Source organism: Pedobacter antarcticus (assembly GCF_900103515.1).
GTDB classification, from domain to species: domain Bacteria; phylum Bacteroidota; class Bacteroidia; order Sphingobacteriales; family Sphingobacteriaceae; genus Pedobacter; species Pedobacter antarcticus.
Genome location: NZ_FNGZ01000011.1, coordinates 1 through 17,942 on the forward strand (window position 1 = coordinate 1; position 17,942 = coordinate 17,942).

The 17,942-nt window shown below is 41.1% G+C and carries 18 protein-coding genes and 1 tRNA gene; 6 read left to right on the forward strand and 13 right to left on the reverse strand.

What is annotated here, in order from left to right; translation table 11 throughout:
• A partial coding sequence (locus BLR53_RS16760; RefSeq protein ID WP_143007899.1) for a transposase occupies positions 1-298 on the forward strand: 298 nt, incomplete at its 5' end.
• A gap of 104 nt (positions 299-402) precedes the next feature.
• Here the strand turns inward: BLR53_RS16760 and BLR53_RS16765 are convergent.
• From BLR53_RS16765 to BLR53_RS16830, 13 genes are all read right to left on the reverse strand, one after another.
• Positions 403-482 (reverse strand) — tRNA-Leu (locus tag BLR53_RS16765).
• Positions 483-557: 75 nt separating this feature from the next.
• The gene (locus tag BLR53_RS16770; protein WP_074591378.1) at positions 558-863 is read right to left on the reverse strand and encodes a DUF3817 domain-containing protein; all 306 of its coding nucleotides are present in this window, start codon (positions 861-863) and stop codon (positions 558-560) included.
• Positions 864-942: 79 nt separating this feature from the next.
• Positions 943-1,476: a Fe-S protein assembly co-chaperone HscB gene (hscB, locus tag BLR53_RS16775; protein ID WP_074591380.1), complete on the reverse strand. Its 534-nt coding sequence runs from the start codon at positions 1,474-1,476 to the stop codon at positions 943-945.
• A gap of 4 nt (positions 1,477-1,480) precedes the next feature.
• Positions 1,481-2,812 carry an RIP metalloprotease RseP gene (gene rseP / locus BLR53_RS16780; RefSeq protein WP_037442094.1) on the reverse strand — a complete coding sequence of 444 codons (1,332 nt, stop codon included), beginning with the start codon at positions 2,810-2,812 and terminating at the stop codon, positions 1,481-1,483.
• A gap of 29 nt (positions 2,813-2,841) precedes the next feature.
• Entirely contained in the window at positions 2,842-4,008 is a 1,167-nt protein-coding gene (locus BLR53_RS16785; protein WP_037442106.1) for a 1-deoxy-D-xylulose-5-phosphate reductoisomerase, read from the reverse strand.
• Entirely contained in the window at positions 4,005-5,510 is a 1,506-nt protein-coding gene (locus BLR53_RS16790; protein ID WP_074591382.1) for a GH3 auxin-responsive promoter family protein, read from the reverse strand. The genes BLR53_RS16785 and BLR53_RS16790 overlap by 4 nt, the downstream gene beginning before the upstream one ends.
• A 6-nt stretch (positions 5,511-5,516) precedes the next feature.
• A complete protein-coding gene (locus BLR53_RS16795) occupies positions 5,517-6,305 on the reverse strand; it encodes a hypothetical protein (RefSeq protein ID WP_037442110.1) in 789 nt (262 codons plus the stop codon).
• Complete coding sequence (locus BLR53_RS16800) at positions 6,302-7,270, reverse strand: glycosyltransferase family 2 protein (RefSeq protein WP_074591385.1); 969 nt, start codon at positions 7,268-7,270, stop codon at positions 6,302-6,304. The genes BLR53_RS16795 and BLR53_RS16800 overlap by 4 nt, the downstream gene beginning before the upstream one ends.
• A gap of 3 nt (positions 7,271-7,273) precedes the next feature.
• Positions 7,274-8,227 (reverse strand): glycosyltransferase family 2 protein, encoded by a 954-nt coding sequence (locus BLR53_RS16805; RefSeq protein WP_074591387.1) that lies wholly within the window; start codon positions 8,225-8,227, stop codon positions 7,274-7,276.
• An 85-nt stretch (positions 8,228-8,312) separates the two neighbouring features.
• Positions 8,313-8,888: a DUF4199 domain-containing protein gene (locus BLR53_RS16810; protein WP_037442114.1), complete on the reverse strand. Its 576-nt coding sequence runs from the start codon at positions 8,886-8,888 to the stop codon at positions 8,313-8,315.
• A gap of 10 nt (positions 8,889-8,898) precedes the next feature.
• Complete coding sequence (locus tag BLR53_RS16815; protein ID WP_037442116.1) at positions 8,899-9,573, reverse strand: hypothetical protein; 675 nt, start codon at positions 9,571-9,573, stop codon at positions 8,899-8,901.
• On the reverse strand, positions 9,566-10,828 hold the full coding sequence (locus BLR53_RS16820) for a dihydroorotase (RefSeq protein WP_074591389.1): 1,263 nt from the start codon (positions 10,826-10,828) through the stop codon (positions 9,566-9,568). Before BLR53_RS16820 ends, BLR53_RS16815 begins: the two co-directional genes overlap by 8 nt.
• Before the next feature lie 313 nt (positions 10,829-11,141).
• Complete coding sequence (locus tag BLR53_RS16830; RefSeq protein WP_074591394.1) at positions 11,142-12,719, reverse strand: L,D-transpeptidase family protein; 1,578 nt, start codon at positions 12,717-12,719, stop codon at positions 11,142-11,144.
• 249 nt (positions 12,720-12,968) lie between these two features.
• Between BLR53_RS16830 and hisG the strand changes: the two genes are divergently transcribed.
• From hisG to hisH, 5 genes are read left to right on the forward strand one after another with little or no spacing between them, the layout of a single operon-like run.
• Positions 12,969-13,820: an ATP phosphoribosyltransferase gene (gene hisG, locus BLR53_RS16835; RefSeq protein WP_037442121.1), complete on the forward strand. Its 852-nt coding sequence runs from the start codon at positions 12,969-12,971 to the stop codon at positions 13,818-13,820.
• 56 nt (positions 13,821-13,876) lie between these two features.
• Complete coding sequence (gene hisD / locus BLR53_RS16840) at positions 13,877-15,175, forward strand: histidinol dehydrogenase (RefSeq protein ID WP_074591396.1); 1,299 nt, start codon at positions 13,877-13,879, stop codon at positions 15,173-15,175.
• A complete protein-coding gene (gene hisC / locus BLR53_RS16845; protein WP_037442125.1) occupies positions 15,165-16,211 on the forward strand; it encodes a histidinol-phosphate transaminase in 1,047 nt (348 codons plus the stop codon). The genes hisD and hisC overlap by 11 nt, the downstream gene beginning before the upstream one ends.
• 1 nt (position 16,212) lies before the next feature.
• The gene (gene hisB, locus BLR53_RS16850; RefSeq protein ID WP_074591398.1) at positions 16,213-17,346 is read left to right on the forward strand and encodes a bifunctional histidinol-phosphatase/imidazoleglycerol-phosphate dehydratase HisB; all 1,134 of its coding nucleotides are present in this window, start codon (positions 16,213-16,215) and stop codon (positions 17,344-17,346) included.
• 1 nt (position 17,347) lies between these two features.
• A complete protein-coding gene (gene hisH, locus BLR53_RS16855; RefSeq protein WP_074591400.1) occupies positions 17,348-17,941 on the forward strand; it encodes an imidazole glycerol phosphate synthase subunit HisH in 594 nt (197 codons plus the stop codon).
• Position 17,942 lies beyond the last annotated feature (1 nt).

Genomic DNA, 17,942 nt, shown 5'->3' on the forward strand with positions numbered 1-17,942 from the left:
TTACAACTTAAGCCTAAACCTGAGTAACATCTTCGAGAAAACCACCGACAAACTTTATGGTCTGGCAAGACTTGCCAAATGGCATGAGGCAGTAAGACAATCAGGCTTTAAGTCGTTCAATACGATTTCAAGATCCATTCAGCACCATTATGAAACCATCCTAAACTACTTTGATAGTCGTTCCACGAATGCTTCAGCTGAGTCTTTCAATGCAAAGATAAAGGCATTTAGAAGCCAGTTTAGAGGAGTAAGAAGCACTGAGTTTTTCTTGTATCGCCTCACCCAACTTTATGCTTAAAAACACCCTTAGTCCACAAGTTTTTGACTTGATCCGCAATACAGGCAAATTGTAAATTAGATAAAAAACAAAAACCCCTCTCTAAGTGATTTAGAGAGGGGTCGTACCCGGAGCCGGAGTCGAACCGGCACGGTTTCCCACAGGTGTTTGAGACCAGCGCGTCTACCAATTCCGCCATCCGGGCATTTCCTTATTAGCGGGACGCAAATCTATATATTCGCACCAGCATTTCCAAGGCTTATTTTCAATAAAAATACAATTAAGATGCTTTAGGCTGATCTACAGGCTCTTCCTTTAGCTTTTTATCTATATAAAAAGGCACGAAAGGCAGCAATGAACCTAAAAATATCAAAGCAGCCTTACCAATACTCCATTTATACTCTACCAGACACATGATTACTAATGCGGCATACAGTACAAATAATAACCCGTGTGCCCAGCCAGTATACTTAACTGCCAGAGGCATGTCCATATAATACTTCATCGGCATGGCAATAAAAAGCAAGGCGATATAAGATATACCTTCTGCAACGGCTACTTTTCTAAAGATTGATAGTGTATTCATAATTTGAGTTTGTCCCAAAAATAGAAAAACCGGTTCATCTCTGACCGGTTATCTTTCTTTTTGACACTATTCTAACACCTTATCTTACAGCATCTAATTTTACAATACTATCATTGATACGGGCCAGATACTTTTTTCTGAAATATAAATCTTTTACTTCTTTAAGCGTCTCCTCCTGAGCAGCAGAATACTGTCCTTCGAAGCCATCTGTAAGTCTATCCAGCATAGTGTCCATAGTTGAGGATATTTCGGCTACCTGCGCCTTAATAGCGGCCAATTTAGCAGCATCAGGATCAAACTGCAGATCCATCAGTTCCTCATTAACTTCCATCATTTTCATAAGAAACTCCTGAGGAAGATTATATTGCTCTCCCTCAGTGAGCATGCCTTTTAGTTCCAGGATATAATGCAGTCGCTTTTGCGGATCACTTAACAACTGGTACGCCTTATTATTCAAGGTAGATAACTCCAAAACTTCTGCCTGTTTCTCTTCAGACTCATTGATATAGAAATCCGGGTGATATTTCTTGCTTAAAGCATAGAACTGCTGTTTAACTTTTGCAGGATCAGGATGAAAAGACACCGGCAAGTCGTAAAAACTAAAATAGTCCATCTACTTATTTAATAAATGCCTTAAAAATATCATTACCAAGCACAAACACCATTAGACATAACAGAATTACAAATCCTACCATTTGCGCGCCCTCCATGAATTTATCTCCAAGCGGTTTCCCTTTAATCATCTCTACAATCAGGAATACAACATGCCCACCATCCAGAGCAGGAATAGGAAGCAGGTTCATAAATGCCAGTGCGATTGAAATAAGCGCTGTAGAAGCCCAGAAATGCGACCATACCCAAACTCCACCATAAACCTTCTGTGCTATTGCTACAGGGCCGGAAAATGCTTTATCAGCTTTAATCTTCCCGGTTAACACTTTTGAAATACCTTTTGCATTGTCAGTGAAAGTTACCCAGGCTTGATTCACACCAATCGGCAATGCCTGAAAGAAGCCATATTGAATAGTTTCTAACTTCAGATCGCCTAATGTAAAACCAATACCTATCGTTCCCAGACTGTCTGTTTTGACAGTAAATTGCTTCGCAACACCATCGCGCATCGCATCTATCTGCACCTCTTTATTCTTTTGGGCTTTTAAAGCGTCAGACACATCTGCATCGTATTTAACGGCTTTACCGTTTATGCTGGTAATTAAATCACCTTTCAATAATCCAGAAGCAGCAGCAGGTCTGTTTGCAATTATGGTATCAAGTTTAGGCAGACGCAACGGGGTACGACTAATCAATTCCTCCAAACCCAGATCCGCCACTTTGTTAAGAATATTGTCGGGAATTTTAACTTCCAGTGTTTTACCACTCCGGTCAATTGTTAAGGTCGTGTGGCTTAAAAGTATATTCGAACTCGTGATCTCATCAAAACGAATCACTTTCTTTCCGTTTATCGCCAGCACATGATCTCCATCTTTCAGCCCAATTTCCTTTCCGATCACACCGACATTAATTCCATTTTTAACAGAGCTGTTTGGAATGTAGGTATCACCAAATTTAAAGGCAAGCATCCAAAAGATAAAGATACCAACTACAATATTGACAAAAACACCACCCAGCATCACGATTAAACGCTGCCATGCTGGCTTAGACCGGAATTCCCATGGTTGAGGTGGAAGCGCCATCTGCTCTTTGTCCATCGACTCATCAATCATTCCGGCAATTTTTACATAACCGCCCAGGGGAAGCCATCCTATACCGTATTCGACGCCACCGCGTTTAATGCTAAATAATTTAAATCCCCACGCATCAAAAAAGAGATAGAATTTTTCAACTTTAATACCAAAAGCACGTGCCGCAAGAAAATGACCTAATTCGTGTAAGATTACTAATATTGATAGGCCCAATAATAACTGGGCAACCATAATTAATCCGTTCATATATTATTTTAGAGTTTTTAATTGAAAATTTAGATAGCTAGATGTTTTTTAGAAACCAGTTCCCTGGCAAATATACGGGTATGACGATCTGTTTCTAAGTAATTGTTCAGGTCTGGTTGTTGAATAAATTCCAGGTCGGACATACATTGTGCGATTACGTCACTCATTTCCAGGAATCCGATCTGGTCATGAAGAAAAGCGTCAACCACAATTTCATTTGCCGCATTGATTATACAAGGCATATTCCCCCCTTTTTCCAGGGCAGTGTAAGCAAGTCCAAGATTACGGAATGTCTCCATATCAGGTTTATAGAACGTAAGTTCGGGATAATCCATGAAGTTAAAACGTGGAAATTGCGTTTCTATTCTGTCCGGGTAGGCCATTGCATAATGAATTGGCAACTTCATATCTGGGACACCTAACTGGGCTTTGATAGAACCATCATTGAACTGCACTAGTGAGTGTATGACAGACTGCGGATGGACAATTACATCAATCTGATCCAAACGGAGGTTAAAAAGCCATCTGGCTTCTATAACTTCCAGTCCTTTATTCATCAGGGATGCAGAATCTATTGTGATTTTAGCACCCATTACCCAATTTGGATGTTTAAGTGCCTGTTCTTTTGTTACCTTAAGCAGATCATTCCTGTCCTTCCCACGGAAAGGTCCGCCAGAAGCTGTAATGTAGATCTTCTCAATAGAATCAATTTTCTCCCCTACCAGACATTGGTAGATTGCAGAGTGTTCAGAATCTACAGGCAGAATCTCTACGCCGTATTCAGCTGCCAGTCTTGTGATTAATTCTCCGGCGACCACTAAAGTTTCCTTATTGGCCAGCGCAATTGATTTTCTGGCACGAATGGCTGCTATGGTAGGTCGAAGTCCGACGGAGCCCACTATAGCTGTGAGCACAAGGTCTACATTCTCATAGGCCGCAGCCATTGACAATGCCTCTTCTCCGGCATGAACTGCAATGCCATGTCCGGCAAGCATTTCTTTAACCTCTGCATATTTAGCATCGGAAGTTATAACGACCAGCTCAGGTTTAAATTCAAGAGCCTGCGCGATCAGCAGATCTGCATTGGAATGTGCACTTAAAACTGTCACATTATACAAATCCGGATTAGCCCTGATTACCTCCAGAGCCTGGGTACCTACGGATCCCGTAGAACCAAGTATTGCTATATTTTTCAAATCTTTCTGGTCAAATGAATAAGCCCGTCTGCTATTTTTCTGTCATTGGACAAACGGGGTACTTTATTTTGCCCGCCTAGTTTACCTTCAGCTCGCATATAGGTAACAAAGGCATCTTTCTGAAGGGATCTGATCACCAGCGGCTGCAGAATTTTCCCTTCAATCAGGTCAAAGTAGTAAATATTTTTCTTTTGGAGCGCCTGATCAACTTTTTTACTAAAAGCAGACAGATCAGCAGGGGGGGCTGAAAACTCTATAAACCACTCGTGATATGGCAATTCACCTGCTTCAGGATTAACCTGCGGAGCAACGGTAAATTCTGTTATACCAACACCCAGCTCATTCGCAACCGACAATAAAGATTGTTCGACCTCCTCCCCGATCACGTGTTCACCGAAAGCGGAAATATAATGCTTAATCCTTCCAGTAACCATAATCTTATACGGATTTTTAGAAACAAACTTTATAGTGTCCCCAATGCTATATCCCCATAATCCGGCATTCGTGTTTAAAATCAAGGCATAGTTCGTATCCAACTCCACCTCTTCCAGACTTAGACGGGACGGATTTTCATTGTAATATTCCGAAGCTGGTATAAATTCATAAAATATCCCTGCCTGTACAAGTAGTAATAAACTTTTATCATGCTGGGAATCCTGATAGGCTATAAATCCTTCTGAAGCAGGGTAAGTCTCAATAGCATCAATCTTTTTCCCAATACTGTTTTCAATTTTTGCGCGATATGGCTCGTAATTAACACCCCCATATACGAAGAGCTCAAAGTTTTTGAAGATGTCTTTAATCTTTTTTCCATCGGACTTCTCAGTCAGCCTGTCAAAATACATTTGTACCCAGGGTGGAATTCCAGAAATGAGTGTCATATTCTGATCGATGGTTTCCGCTACAATTGCATCTACCTTTTCTTCCCAATCTTCTATGCAATTAGTCTGATAAGAAGGCAAGCGGTTTTTCTGCAGATAAGCAGGTACCAGATTTGCCACTATCCCTGACAACCGTCCTACATTAATGCCATTCTTTTTCGTCAGCACAGGACTGCCTTGTAAAAAGATCATCTTTCCATTTACAAAGTCCGCATTGCCTGTTTCATGTATATAAGTTAACAAGGCGTTTCTTGCAGCTTTTATATGCTCAGGCATCGACTCCTTTGAGATCGGAATATATTTGGCACCAGAAGTTGTTCCGGAAGTTTTCGCAAAATACGCCGGTTTACCCTTCCAGAGCACATCTGCTTCTCCCGCCACCACGCGGTCAATATAAGGGCGCAATTCTTCATAGTCCCTTACAGGAACGTGTTTCTTAAAGTCTTCATAATTACGGATCTGTTCAAAATGATGGTCTTTACCGAATGCCGTATTGCCGGCTTCTGCTACCAGATGATGGAGAACCTCTTGCTGTGCAGCAACTGCGTTGTTCTTCCAGCGATTGATCCGCCAGACAACATAGGCTGCAAAGGGTTTACTTAATGCCGCTTTTAATCCCATTTGGATTTAAACTATGTTATGAATAATATCGGGTTCTCCCTCGCCATCATATTTACTCATCATCCAGCGATAAGCAATAGTCAATGCCACACTTGACAACGGAACAATGATGAATGAGCTTAGGATATTGACAAAAAATGCGATAACCGGTAATTTGAGTGCTATCAGTAATAGACACATCACGTAAAAACCGCCCAATACCAGCAGCAGTAACAGAATTTTTGTAAAGTTACCTTTGGTAATAGCCAAACTGAACTTGATGGCTGCAAAAGGGCTCTGGTTTTTGTCAATAATAAAAAAAGGAAAGAAAGATATTCTGATCCAGGTTATAAAAATCGCAACTATACCTACCGAAACCGCGATGTTAGTAATGACTTCCATTCTTATACCTGTATATATAAAAGGGAAAGCTGCAAGAATAACGATCGCGTACACGCCAACGATAACCAGCATAAAGTAAAGCATACTTACCATGAATCTAATAATTTGCTGTCTTGTAGGTAGGGTGCTCACAATGCTGACATCGTTCTCCTCATCGTCTAGTAAATGAAATATGTATTTCAACAGAGAAAGATTGAGCGTGAAATACATCATCATAAAAAAGAAAGCCATCAGTATGCTTAAATAGATGTTGACGTCCTTGATTAAAAAGGCCATTAGCCCGGACGCATTGGAGGTAATAAACATCAGAAAACACAGGGTCGCGATAGAGAAATAGTTTCTCTTGGTTACTTCCCAGGCCTTTCCAATTACTTCGTTAACGGTAAACGTACTCTCCTTTAGATAATTTATCATAGTTGTTTAAATACTAGTCTCTTGAAAAAATCCTGAATAAACCCCAGTCCATAAGCTGTCAATTGTATAAATGAAGACACGATACTCAGCGAAGCAACTTTAAATGAATGGTTTAGATACAGGGAATGAAAAAATATCAGCATAAAGTATACCAGAAGAAAAACATTCCCGGTATGTGCCAGCGGAGCACCGAAAAGATTCAACAAAACTAAAACACCTACTCCAATGGTAAACAGTGCAGGAAAAAAGTGAACTGGTTTTAATTGAGAGGGAAAATGTTTATAGATATTGATTCTTGCACGACCGAAAAAATGGATTTGTTTATAAAACTGAAGCATACTGGTCCGTCTTTTATGAAAAACCTTCGCACCGGGAATGAGCCCGATTTTAAATCCGGATTCATGTATACGAATGCTGAATTCTATATCCTCTCCCAGCCTGGTTAAAATAAAACCACCCGTTTTCCTCCAGACTTCTGCCGATATCCCCATATTGAAACTTCTGGGGTGAAACTGGCCTACGTGCTGCTTATTACCACGGATACCCCCTGTTGTAAATACAGAAGTCATTCCATAACTGATAGCCTTTTGCACCGCAGTAAAACTTTCATGTGCAGCATCCGGCCCCCCGTAAGCGTCTAGCTGATGAGTAAATAAATACGAAGAAACAATTTCCAGATAATCTTCAGGAATCAAGCAGTCAGAATCAAAAATAACGAAGTAATCTCCTTTCGCTCTTTCGAATCCATAGTTCCTTGCAAAACCCTGCCCGGCATTTGGCTTGTAGTGATAATGCACATCAAGCTTGTCAGCGTATGCCTCTACAATCTCCTTTGCTGGTACAGCAGATCCATCATCAATAACAAGCACCTCAAACTGCTGATAAGTCTGAAGGCACAGGCTTGAGAGTAGCTCGTCAATTTCCTGCGGCCGGTTATATAGTGGAATGATTATAGAAAAGAACATAAATTAGACAATTTCTTTTTCAATCAGGTATTGATTGCGTTCTGTCGCATTCCTTGTGACCAGCTCGGCTACAAATCCAGTAAGAAATAATTGTGATCCAACGATAATGGCTACCAGTGCTATATAAAATCCTGGCTGGTCTGTCACCTCCCTTTTAATCGGGATGCTCATTGAAATATGATAAAGTTTTTCACCAATAATCCAGAGAGCCATGATTGTGCCGATTAAAAAGCTCAATACGCCCAGCGAACCGAAAAAGTGCATCGGCCTTTTACCGAATTTTCCGACAAAAAAGATCGACAGTAAATCAAGGAAGCCATTTATAAACCGGCTGAACCCAAATTTGGTTACACCATATTTTCTTGCACGGTGCTCCACAACCTGCTCACTGATCTTTTTAAATCCTGCCCATTTAGCAATCACAGGAATATACCGGTGCATTTCACCATAGACCTCAATAGTCTTAATCACATCACTGCGATAAGCTTTAAGCCCACAGTTGAAATCATTCAACTGAATACCGGACATCTGCCTGGTCGCCGCATTGAATAATTTAGTGGGAATGGTTTTGGTTATCGGGTCGTAACGTTTTTTCTTCCAACCGGAGATCAGATCCAGCTTTTCTTCTTTTATTCTCCTGTAAAGTTCCGGGATCTCGTCGGGGCTATCTTGCAAATCGGCATCCATCGTAATCACAACATCGCCCAAAGCCGCAGCAAATGCTACATTTAATGCCGCAGATTTCCCGTAATTACGTCTGAATTTAATTGCTTTAACAGATGGATAGCTAACCTTTAGATTCTCAATAACCTGCCATGAGGTATCTGTACTCCCATCATCTACGAAAAGAATTTCGTAGGAGAAGCCATTTTTGTCCATTACCCTGGAGATCCAGTCGGTCAGTTCAGGTAAGGATTCTTCTTCATTATATAAGGGAATGACAATAGATATATCCATGCAGGTATAAAAATGTATTTGATAATTAACGCGCAAATTTTATCATTTATAATGATAAAACCTGCACGCAAAAAAAATTATTAGCCTAATTCTCGTCAGAAACGAACATTGGTCTGGCCTTCTTGAAGATGGCAGCAAAGATCATTGCCCCTATTCCATACATAATTGCCTGAATACCAAACCCAACGATAGCCTGGAAAAGTGTAGGATTAAACTGACTTTCCATCTGCTGATTTTGAGTCGCAATCATCTCCTCCATTCTGCTGTCATCCACACCAAGTTTAGTTAACATATCTTCAGTTTTACCTGCGATAAGCTCTTTCATTCTCTCCGGATAAGTAGGGTCAATGAACTTTCCAAAAAGGATTGTAAAGACGTAAACAATTGCCGCAGAAACCAGAAACATAATAAATATGTGTAACAAGGCTTCGCTGAAAGTCCAGTAACCACCGGCTTTTTTGCGCATATCCAGCGAGAAGAATACAGCCAGCGCAATTCCTACAACAATATTTACAATAGATAATGCAGTAGACCCCATTAAGTGAGGCACAGTGTAATTGATCGCCAGAAAAATCACCAGGCTGACAGCAGCCATGATAACTCCATTCTTAATTGCTTCAGATCTAAGCAGACCATTTTGATTCAGCAGATTTGTTTCCATAGCTGTAAATTTAGTTTTTCTGATTAAATACTGTAATCAGTTCGTAAACCGCAGTATCGAATTCTTTATTTGTACTGAAGTTAGACAAATCCTCGTAAGCCTGATCGTTCGCTTTTGGCTGATTGAAGAAACTCATAAAAGGTATAAACAACTCTTCCATTTCCTCTCCAAGGTCGATCATACCCTTATGGGCGCAAATATCTTCGATACTGCTTTCTGCCAGCTGCTGATTGCTGATCAGATCTTCATAAATATGAAACTCGTCCTGGAATTCATCTTCTTCCACTAAAAGGAATTCACGAAGGAAATCTCCCAGTTCAGGCTTGATTTGCTCGTCATGGCATTCATTGATATACAATAACAGATTTAGCAACTCAGTGCCACGGTCTATTGTTTCCTCTTCGATATTTGCCCATTCTTCTGTTTCGAGGTAATCTTCTTCTAAACGCTTCATATCACTTGCAAAGAAGTTGATCATGAGCAGATCAAAGAATACTTCTCTCAGCTCCTCAAAAGATGGATGCTCATCAAAGACAGCGTCAAATGCTTCTACTTTTTCCAGGAACCCCTGCTCTTTACTGAATACTTCAATTAGACTTTGTTTAACAGTGGAAGAATCCTGACCAGAAAGTGATGCAAATTTATCTAATGAAGCGACTAATGCGCGGTTAACTTTATTATCCATATACTTGAAATTGATTATTGTTATAAACCATTTGAACTTTACCGGTTAATGTTTCTCCTAGTAAAGGTGTGTTTGATGAAAGAGAATAGTTTTGAGCCTGATCATAAACCCAGGTTTGAGAAGGATTAAAGAGCGTAAAATTGGCAAGCTCCCCTTCAGCAATCACCGGAATGGATAGACCAAGCAGCCTGCGCGGGTTGATACTTAATTTTTCTACGATCTGATTCACGGTAAGCCCGGCTTTGAGTAGCAGAGGCAGTACGGTTTGCAAAGCGATAATACCATAAGCAGCAATTTCAAATTCTACCTGTTTATGTTCTGGTTCGTGAGGGCGGTGTTGTGAAGATACCGCATCAATAGTTCCGTCTTTTAAGCCCGCAAGCAAAGCCTTGATATCCGCTTTGTCCCGTAATGGTGGTTTCACCTTATAGTTACTATCAAAGTCATTTAAAAGCTCCTCTGTAAAGACCAGCTGATGTGCAGCTACATCACAGGAAATCTTTATCCCATCTTTCTTCGCTTTTCTAATTAGGCTAACAGAGCCGGCGGTAGAGATGGTACTGATATGAATCGGGGCATCATGATAAGTGGCAAGAAAAATATCCCTGGATATCTGCATTTCCTCTGCCAGTGCGGGAACACCCTTCATGCCCAATAATACACTTATTTTACTTTCATTGATCTGGGATTTACCAGCAATAGATTTATTCTCGGGGTGTACCATTAAAAGGCCGTTAACGCCTTTGCTGTATTGTAGCGCCCGGCTCATAAATCCATCATCAACCACAGGCTTTGCTCCGTCCGAGAACGCAACTGCACCTGCAAGCTTCATATCATATAATTCGGCTAGCTCTTTACCTTCCAGATCCTGGCTGATTGCTCCTATAGGATGAATGTCGACGAGATATCCTGCCGCTTTATTGACCAGATAAGCCACCTGCGCCTTTGAATGTACGACTGGTTTTGTCTGCGGCATTAAGGTGAGTCCGGTAAATCCACCGGCCTGCGCTGCTGCAGCTACAGAATCCAGATCTTCCTTTGCTTCAAAACCCGGATCTCCTGTTAAACAGTTCAGATCAAAAAAACCAGGTGAAAGCACAGCACCATTACCGTCGATAACCTCTTCACCTTTTTGCGGGCTCAGTTTATCTTGAATAAATGCAATTTTACCCTGTACCACGCGAACATCACAGTTTTTTTCATGGAAAGGGCTGTTAGGATCAGCTATGGTTACGCCTTTAAGCAGAAGGTTCATGTTTTCTTATGTTTTTAATGGTTAAAAAATTCGAATCAGTTGAATTCCCTTTAGACAGCACTACCCGCAAAATTAGGTAATTTTCATCAAGCATCGGCTGCATATTCATTTCATACGCTATCGTTGTTAAATCAATTAATAAAAACGTCGAAAGACTCCCGGAAGCCGGAAAACTTAACAACGGATTACTGCGAAAGAAATAAATGAAAAAGATAGGAAAAAGGAATAGAATAGTCATCGGAATGGCCGGTACCAGTACTGAAAATATATAAACCGGGCAGACGAAATTCATTAAAAAACAAATGTAGAAATATTATCTGTATTTTTTCATTGCGTTATAAAGAGCATCATCCAATCCGTAAACATCATTCCTGTAAACCATTTTGCCGTTTTGTACCCAGGCGGTTCTGTAATTCAGGAAAATAGATATTCCTTTCCGTGTACCAAACCATTTAGGCTTGAGTTGAAATGCATTCACTGTGTCCGCCTTTTTCTGGAGAATCTTCTGATAAACCTTCATTTTGGTCGTATCTAGGGGAGGTAAATTTACTTCCATGCGAAGCTGATCATATTCTGCTTTGCTCTTAAGTAGGTTTTCTGCAAACTCCAGCGGTTTCTCCACCCTCACACAACCATGACTAACCGCGCGAACTGAGCGGTTGAATGCAGACTTATTATTTGTATCGTGCAGATAAATGCTCGAGCCATTCTCGAAAATAAATTTGAATTTACCCAGTGCATTTCCACTTCCCGAACCTTGTTTAAATTGAAAAGGCAGACGTTCACGGGAATACTTACTCCATTGAATCGTATCTGGGTCTGCAACCAGTTTGCCTTTATAATAAACACGCATATTGTTGTTGGAAAGATAATAAGGATCACGCGCGGCGTTATAATAAATCTCATTCTGGGCAATGCTTACCGGAATATTCCAGATTGGATTCACCTGTATGGAGTTAAATTTACTGAGCAAGATAGGCGTCTGATGATTTTTTGGTTTATCATCCAGCTTTCCTGTACGATTGTACGCTTTGATCTTCTCCTCATAAGCAAGCTCCCTCCGGGACCCCACGCATACTTTCATATAAGAGAGTGTATCATTATCTTTATACCAGGTCAGACTGTAATCCGGTATATTCACTTCGACATATTCATTTCCGATCCCCGGAATCTTCCATCGCAGCCTCTCCATATTGACCAGCGTAGTTTTAATTAATTCCGAATTGGGGTTACTGCTTTTTTCCAGATCCCAAAGACTGCGCTGCAATGCGAGATAATTAGCACTGCGGGGTTGTATTTGCTGAAGATGTTTCTCCAAATTCTCAACTTTCAACAGACCCGACAGATAAACGGAGTCAGGGCGGGTTGTCGTCACATAATACCTGTTCAGCACTTTTCTCGGGTTAATGCTGCCAAAACCGACAAAAGTGTCATACTTCAGCAAGGCAGAAGCGCTGAACAGCTCCAATTCAGCGATCACAGGATACGCCTCTTCTATATTTTTAAACTGGTTCCCGCGTAACTCTTCCAACAAATCTGTGAGTCGGGTATAACCAAATAAGGAAGGTTTGTATCCATGTAGTTTACTATTCCCGACATAAGCAGCAAGTGTATCCAGCTGACCATCAACGAAAAAGCGTGTAACCAAGGTCGTATTCATGTCCTCACTCTCGTAAAATTTACCTAATGTATTCGGGTTACTTAACTTAGGCTTAAGTGAGTCTAGGGTTTTCCTGAAAACCTGATTATAGGCAGCGGTATCGAAGTTTTTATAGATTTTATTCTTAAAATGATCGGCAAGTATAATCCCTACTTCAGGTGTGGTTTTGAACCAGTTACATGAAGAAATTAATAAAACAAAGGGAAAAACAACAGTAAGTATTCTTTTCAATTGAGGAATTTTAGATTATTTTATCAAATAAAATGCCATATATTTTTGAAAAGTGCTCCTGATGGTTATATTTGTGTTCCCCAGCGTGCAACGCATTATTGGATAAGGACTAAAAAATTATGAACAAACACTTGAACAATCATTTACATTTGCATCATCGCCAGTAGTGGCGATATATATGTAATGTTTTGTACTTCAAGACTTGTTTCCGAATTTTAACTTCCTGTCTCATTCAATAATTTCAATCCATTGAAAACACTTAAAATTGCTATCCAGAAATCTGGTAGACTAAACGAAAAATCTGTAGAAATTCTTAAAAATTGTGGCCTTTCATTTGAGAACTACAAAAGCTCCCTTATATCAACTGTAACCAATTTCCCTCTGGAAATCTTGTTTCTTCGTGATGACGATATCCCCGAATATGTGCAGGACGGCATTGCCGATCTCGGTATAGTTGGCGAAAATGTCATTCATGAAGTCAATGCAGATGTGACCTACCTGCAGAAATTAGGGTTCGGTAAATGCACCCTGAAAATCGCCATTCCAAACGAAAGTGAAATGACTGATATTAGTCAGCTGGAAGGCAAAGCTATTGCAACTTCCTATCCCGTAATTCTCGAAAAGTATTTAAAGGACAACGAGGTGAATGCCGTAGTCAGAACGATTTCAGGTTCTGTAGAAATTGGTCCGGGACTTGGTCTGAGTGATGCAATCTGTGACATCGTTTCTACAGGTGGAACTTTAAAAAGTAATGGTTTGAAACCATTCGCCGAAGTGATGAATTCCGAAGCAGTAATGATCTGCAGTAAAGGTACAGAACTCAACGAAGACGTTATTGAATTACTGCAGCGAATCCGTTCCGTGCTGCGCGCAAAAGAAAATAAGTATGTCGTGCTTAACGTCGCAAAAGTAAACCTCGAAAAAGTTGTTAACCTGCTGCCAGGTGTTAAGAGTCCAACTGTAGTTCCTCTGTTTGAGCCGGACTGGGTTGCTGTACATTCCGTAATAACAGAACAGGATTTCTGGGAGAAAATTAACTTATTGAAAGCAGCGGGGGCAGAGGGAATTGTCGTTATGCCGATCGAAAAAATCATCGCATAACAATAAAACAACCGACCAGAACCGTTAACTAAAAGTTAAATCAAAAACATAACACATTGAAAATCTACAGTTATACCAATCTATCTAAACAGAATATTGAGGATATCTGCCTGAGAACACTGGAGGATGATGCAGCTATCGCGGAACGTGTTGGCCAGATCATTAACCAGGTAAAAACTACCGGCGATCAAGCGCTGCTTGACTATGCCGGTCAGTTCGACGGCGTAAAACTGGAACGGCTTTTTCTCGATGAGCAGGAGATTGAAACTATTGCATCAGAAATCCCGCAGGATGCAAGGGAAGCTATTGAAACAGCCTATGCGAATATCAGAATGTTTCATGCAGCCCAGCTTAAAACGGAAGACAAAATAGAGACTATGCCGGGAGTCAGCTGCTGGCGGGAGTCACGTCCTATAAGCCGGGTAGGCCTTTATATTCCAGGTGGATCTGCCGTACTGCCCAGCACTTTTCTAATGCTTGGTATTCCAGCTATGCTTGCCGGATGCGAAGAGATTGTCGTTTGCTCACCACCGCAGAAAGATGGGAAGACAAATTGCTACCTGGCTTATTGTGCCAAGTTGCTTGGTATCAAAAAAATCTATCTGGCCGGGGGTGCACAAGCCATCGCCGCAATGGCCTACGGCACCACAAGCGTACCTCAGGTTTACAAGATATTCGGACCTGGAAACCGCTACGTAACTCAGGCCAAACAGCAGATTTTGGCATCAGGCATTGCAGCCATTGATATGCCTGCCGGACCTTCCGAGGTACTAATCATAGCTGACCGAAGCGCTTCACCCGCCTTTGTTGCGGCAGACCTGCTGGCTCAGGCCGAACACGGTTCTGATAGTCAGTCCATTCTTGTTTCTACCTCAACAGAACTCATTGCTGAAGTAATGCAGGAGATTGATAATCAAATTAGTTATTTACCAAGAGCAACAGTTGCAGCAGCAGCAATTGCAAACTCCTACGCAGTTCATTGTGAGAATCTGCAGCAGGCCATGGCGTTTAGCAACGCTTATGCGCCGGAGCATCTGATCCTTGCGACAGAAGAGTTTGAAGCACTTATTCCTCAAATCAGTAATGCAGGTTCTGTCTTTCTGGGAAATCTAACTCCAGAAAGTGCGGGCGATTATGCTTCAGGAACAAATCATACCCTTCCTACAAGTGGTTTTGCAAAAGCTTATTCAGGCGTATCCACGGATTCTTTTCTGAAAAAGATAACCTTTCAGCATATTACCCCTTCAGGACTGAAAGCAATTGGCCCTGCAGTAGAAATATTAGCCACTGCAGAAGGACTTCAGGCACACAAAAATGCAATCACCATTCGTTTAAAATCTACAGATGGATATTAAGAATTTACAAAGAGAAAATATTAAAAATCTTCGCCCCTATTCTACTGCGAGAGATGAATATAAAGGTCAGGCCAGTGTATTTCTGGATGCCAATGAGAACAGTTTCGGCTCACCATTGCCTGAAAATTTCAACCGTTATCCCGATCCGCTTCAGCTAGATCTGAAGGACGCCTTAAGCCGGATTAAAGGTGTGCCTATCGAAAATACCTTCTTAGGTAATGGAAGTGATGAAGCTATCGATTTACTCTACCGCGCGTTTTGCAATCCGGGGAAAGACAACGTTATCCTGCTCCCACCTACTTATGGCATGTATGAAGTTTCTGCAAATATTAATGATGTAGAAACCCGTAAAGTAAACCTGCTCCCGAATTTTCAGCTCGATCTGGAGGGAATTGCCGAAGCGATAGACGAACACACCAAACTCATCTTTATCTGTTCGCCTAATAACCCCACAGGCAATTCCATCATCAGGACTGACATAGAGACGATCTTAGCCAATTTCAAAGGGTTGGTGATCATTGATGAGGCTTACATTAATTTCGCTAAGCAGCGGACCTTTATCCAGGAACTGACAGAATACCCGAACCTGGTTATTCTCCAGACTTTCTCTAAAGCATGGGGTCTTGCAGGCCTGAGACTGGGAATGGCTTTCTCTTCCAGCACTGTTATAGATATTCTGAACAAAGTAAAAGCGCCTTACAATATTAGCCAGTCCACTCAGGACCTTGCTCTTGCGGCTTTGCAGGAAATCGGCCAGGTAAATGAATGGATTAAAATTACTGTGGCTGAAAGAGAGGCATTAAGTAAATCTCTGCTGCAAATACCATCAGTAATCAAAGTTTATCCCTCGGATGCAAACTTTATTCTGGCTGAAGTCACACATGCAGAGAAGATCTATGACGCACTAGTCGAAAAAGGCATCATTGTCCGTAACCGTGCAAAAGTGACCCTATGCGAAGGCTGCCTGCGGATTACCGTTGGTACACCAGAAGAGAACGAAATATTATTATCCACTTTAAAATCGTTAAGTATTTAAAATGAAGAAGGTACTATTTATAGATCGTGACGGCACATTGATTACAGAACCTGCCGATGAGCAGATTGACTCTTTTGCCAAACTGCAGTTTTACCCGAAGGCACTTTACTACCTTTCCAAAATAGCTTCAGAACTTGATTTTGAGTTAGTTATGGTAACTAATCAGGATGGATTAGGAACCGATTCTCACCCTGAAGCCAATTTCTGGCCGGTACATCAATTGATCCTGGATACTTTCGCAGGTGAAGGTGTAAACTTTTCAGAAGTTATCATCGACCGTACTTTTGCTCATGAAAATGCCCATACACGCAAACCGAATACAGGATTGCTTCAGCATTACCTGACCGGCAAGTACGATATGGAAGGCTCTTTTGTAATCGGCGACAGGATAAATGATGTAGTTCTGGCTAAGAATCTTGGTGCAAAAGCAATCTGGCTAAGAAACAATGACCTGCTTGGCGCAACCGAACAGCTTGGAAAAGCAGAAGAGTTGAAGCCTTATATCGGATTGGAAACCAATAAATGGGAGGATATTTATACTTTTCTCCGAGCCGGCAGCCGGCAGTTTAGTCTGAAAAGAAAAACGAACGAAACAGATATTGATATTAACCTGGATCTGGACGGCACTGGTAAAGCGTCAGTACAAACCGGCCTCCATTTCTTTGACCACATGCTAGATCAGATTGCACGCCACGGCAGTATAGATCTGAATATTCAGGCAAAAGGCGATCTGCACATTGATGAGCACCATACTGTTGAGGATACCGGCATCGCTTTAGGTGAAGCATTTGCAGGTGCCATCGGTAATAAACTTGGACTGGAAAGATATGGATTCTGCCTGCCTATGGATGACTGCCTTGCGCAGGTCGCTATAGATTTTGGCGGCAGAAGCTGGATTGTCTGGGATGCAGAGTTTAAAAGAGAAAAAGTAGGCGATGTCCCTACAGAAATGTTTTTTCATTTTTTCAAGTCTTTTAGCGATGCTGCCAAATGCAATTTGAATATCAAAGCCGAAGGCGATAATGAACATCACAAGATCGAAGCTATCTTCAAAGCATTTGCCAAGGCTATTAAAATGGCTGTCAAAAGAGATTCAGAGAAATTAGTTTTACCGAGTACAAAAGGCATGTTGTAAAATGATTGGAATAGTAAATTATGGCGCAGGGAATATATTTTCCCTCACCTCTGCACTGGACAGACTGAAACTGAATTACGGAATGATCAATACCGAACCGGATTTTGACCAATATTCTCATATCATTATTCCAGGCGTGGGCCATGCAGGCGCTGCAATGGAAAAGTTGCGGCAGTCCGGCCTCGCAGATGTTATTCCATTAATTACCAAACCCGTACTAGGCATTTGCGTCGGCATGCAATTACTCACTGCACATTCCCAGGAAGGAGATGCTGTTCTGACAAACATTATCCCTGTTAGAACGTTACTTTTTGATAAAAAACTGGGCATTAAAATTCCGCATATGGGTTGGAACAATATAGAAATTAAAGACAATCCACTTTTTGCAGGCATTGAAGACAAGACGCAGTTTTATTTTGTTCATTCTTACTTTATTGAATATAACCCTATTTTTGGAATAGCAACTGCAGACTACGGTTTAAAATATGCCGCTGCTATACAAAGAGATAACTTTTTCGGAGTACAATTTCACCCCGAAAAATCCGGACAGGCCGGCGAACGTTTATTATTGAATTTTTCAAACTTAAAATCATAAA

What these genes read in the sequence shown, in the direction of transcription:
- BLR53_RS16770 (WP_074591378.1), bottom strand. Translation starts at nt 863, where the DNA reads ATGAATACACTATCAATCTTTAGAAAAGTAGCCGTTGCAGAAGGTATA.
- hscB (WP_074591380.1), bottom strand. Translation starts at nt 1,476, where the DNA reads ATGGACTATTTTAGTTTTTACGACTTGCCGGTGTCTTTTCATCCTGAT.
- rseP (WP_037442094.1), bottom strand. Translation starts at nt 2,812, where the DNA reads ATGAACGGATTAATTATGGTTGCCCAGTTATTATTGGGCCTATCAATA.
- BLR53_RS16790 (WP_074591382.1), bottom strand. Translation starts at nt 5,510, where the DNA reads ATGGGATTAAAAGCGGCATTAAGTAAACCCTTTGCAGCCTATGTTGTC.
- BLR53_RS16795 (WP_037442110.1), bottom strand. Translation starts at nt 6,305, where the DNA reads ATGATAAATTATCTAAAGGAGAGTACGTTTACCGTTAACGAAGTAATT.
- BLR53_RS16800 (WP_074591385.1), bottom strand. Translation starts at nt 7,270, where the DNA reads ATGTTCTTTTCTATAATCATTCCACTATATAACCGGCCGCAGGAAATT.
- BLR53_RS16805 (WP_074591387.1), bottom strand. Translation starts at nt 8,227, where the DNA reads ATGGATATATCTATTGTCATTCCCTTATATAATGAAGAAGAATCCTTA.
- BLR53_RS16810 (WP_037442114.1), bottom strand. Translation starts at nt 8,888, where the DNA reads ATGGAAACAAATCTGCTGAATCAAAATGGTCTGCTTAGATCTGAAGCA.
- BLR53_RS16815 (WP_037442116.1), bottom strand. Translation starts at nt 9,573, where the DNA reads ATGGATAATAAAGTTAACCGCGCATTAGTCGCTTCATTAGATAAATTT.
- BLR53_RS16820 (WP_074591389.1), bottom strand. Translation starts at nt 10,828, where the DNA reads ATGAACCTTCTGCTTAAAGGCGTAACCATAGCTGATCCTAACAGCCCT.
- hisC (WP_037442125.1), top strand. Translation starts at nt 15,165, where the DNA reads ATGGATATTAAGAATTTACAAAGAGAAAATATTAAAAATCTTCGCCCC.
- hisB (WP_074591398.1), top strand. Translation starts at nt 16,213, where the DNA reads ATGAAGAAGGTACTATTTATAGATCGTGACGGCACATTGATTACAGAA.
- hisH (WP_074591400.1), top strand. Translation starts at nt 17,348, where the DNA reads ATGATTGGAATAGTAAATTATGGCGCAGGGAATATATTTTCCCTCACC.